This window comes from Phaeovulum sp. (assembly GCF_041596715.1).
Classification (GTDB): Bacteria; Pseudomonadota; Alphaproteobacteria; order Rhodobacterales; family Rhodobacteraceae; genus UBA6213.
This window is the reverse complement of record NZ_JBFHIA010000359.1, coordinates 1-2,168: the sequence shown is the minus strand read 5'-3', so window position 1 is coordinate 2,168 and position 2,168 is coordinate 1. Positions and strand designations below refer to the sequence as shown.

Sequence of the window (2,168 nt, the reverse complement as noted above, 5' to 3'; positions counted from 1 at the left end):
TGATGCGGCCCCTGCCGCGACAATTCTGCTGTGCCGACCTTCTGGTTTCGGGCCGGTTGCCGCAAGACCACCCGCTTTCCGGCGCTCGATCAATACAAGATTGATGGGGTAATATACAATTCGTCTTGTAACTCGAAGCCATCACAGGACGCATAGCTGCCAACCAAATAGCATCTTGCAAATTTTGTTGTAACTCGGATGCCGTATTTTGCATCGCGCAGGCGCTTTTGCGCGGCTAGCCTTTGGGGAACGCAACCTCAAGGTGGATATTTTCTTGGCCAAGCCAGCGGATCATGACGTGTTGATTGCCGGGGCGGGCATCGTGGGTGCCTCGATCGCATGGCATCTGGCCGAGGCTGGGCTGCGCGTTGCGGTGGCCGATGCCGTGGGGCCCGCCGCGGCGGCGTCGGGCGCATCGGACGGCGCGGTTTCGGTCGCCTCGAAAAAACCTGGCGTGATGGCGCGCCTTGCAACCGGCTCGTTGCTTTATACGCGCGATCTGGCGGCGCGCGGGCTGCTGGCTGCGGCGTTTGCTGCGCGCCCCTCGTATGTTTTCGGCGCGGGTGCTGCGGAGATGGGCGCGATAGATGCGCTGATTGCCAAACTTGCTGAACTGGCCGGGCCGGTGCGTGTGCTTTCAGATGGCGGTGCGGGGCTTTTGCCCGGCACCGGGCCGGGGGTCGAGCGGTTGCTGGTGCTTGCAGGCGAGGGGCACATGCCCGGACACAAGGCGGTGCGCGCGTATCTTGCGCATCCGCGCATCACCCGGCTTTGGCCCGCCGCACTTGCAGGCTTTGAGGCCGATGACGCCGGTGTCACGGTCGATCTGGGTGCGCAGCGTTTGCGCGCGGGCATTCTGATCGCGGCACTTGGCGTATCGACGCCCGAGATATTTTCCGGCCTGCCAGTAATACCGCGCGCGGGCCAGTTGCTGGTAACCGATGCCGGCCCACAGGGTGCCCTGCCCGGCGCACTGACCGCCGCCGCATATCTATTGGCAAAAACCAATGGTCCGGGGCGCGAGGCGCTGCCGCCGGTGGTGATCGACCCGCTGGCGACCGGGCAATTTCTGATAGGTTCCTCGCGCGAGGATCACGGCGACAACACGCGCGTCGATTTTGAGACGTTGCGTCGCCTGCTGGGCCGCTCCACCAGCGCCTTTCCTGCGCTGGCCGCGCGCCGGGTGATCCGCGCCTTTGCGGGTATCCGCGCGGCGGTGCCGGACGGGTTGCCCATTGTCGGGCCGCTTCCGGGAACGGCGCGGGTGATTCTTGCCACGGGCTTTGAGGGCGACGGTATCTGCCTGTCAGCACTGATCGGGCGCGAGGTCGCGGCGATGGCGCGCGGCGAAGGCCCGGCACCAGACTGGGCCGACGACCTTGCACGTCTTTCGCCCGCGCGGTTTGGCGCGGTGCAACCGGGGCCTATGGCATGAGCGGCGGAAACATCTTGTGGAACGGCGCGTCAGTGCCATTTTTGGCAGGCGAAACCGTGGCTTCGGCGCTGATGCGTGCGGGCGTTCTGTGTTTTGGCCACGCACCGCAAGGGCAGGCGCGCGCGTTGTTTTGCGGCATCGGCCAGTGCCAGAATTGCCTCGTGCAGTATAACGACCGGCTGACCGAGGCATGCCTGCTGCCCTGCCAAGACGGCATGGCGCTTGCCGCGTGCGAGGTGCAGAAATGAGCGGCGCACGCGTTCTGGTGGTTGGGGCGGGGCTTGCCGGGTTGGCGGCTGCGTTGGAACTGGCGCGCGCCGGACTTGCGGTTCTGGTTGTCGATCAGGCGCTGCGGCCGGGTGGCGCGGTGCACCGCCAGCCCTTGCCGGGGGGGCGCTCACTGGCCAGCCCCGCGCAGACGCGGCGTTGGCGCGCGCTCATGACCGAGGTTGAGGCGCAACGCGTGCGAATCGAGATCGCCTGCGAGACCCGTTTCGGCGGCATAGACCACAGCGGCGCGGTGCTGCTGACCGGCGCGAGGGCCGCACTGTTTCGCCCACGCGCACTGGTTCTGGCGGTGGGCGCACGCGAGGCCGTGCAGCCGCGGCCCGGCTGGACACTGCCCGGCGTCACAACCGCAGGTGCGCTGCAAACGCTGCTTAAAACCACAGGCACGCCGCCACCGGGCCGGGTGCTGCTGGCGGGTTCTGGCCCCTTGCTGCTGGCCTTGGGC

Annotated in this window: 3 protein-coding genes; all 3 read left to right on the top strand. The window is 66.9% G+C overall.

The features are described from left to right. Window positions 1-274 precede the first annotated feature (274 nt). A complete protein-coding gene (locus ABY403_RS15975) occupies window positions 275-1,435 on the top strand; it encodes an NAD(P)/FAD-dependent oxidoreductase (protein WP_372841801.1) in 1,161 nt (386 codons plus the stop codon). Then, window positions 1,432-1,683: a (2Fe-2S)-binding protein gene (locus tag ABY403_RS15970; RefSeq protein ID WP_372841799.1), complete on the top strand. Its 252-nt coding sequence runs from the start codon at window positions 1,432-1,434 to the stop codon at window positions 1,681-1,683. The genes ABY403_RS15975 and ABY403_RS15970 overlap by 4 nt, the downstream gene beginning before the upstream one ends. Beyond that, window positions 1,680-2,168 (top strand): FAD-dependent oxidoreductase (locus tag ABY403_RS15965; protein ID WP_372841798.1); only part of this gene is annotated, 489 nt, incomplete at its 3' end. The genes ABY403_RS15970 and ABY403_RS15965, both read left to right, overlap by 4 nt.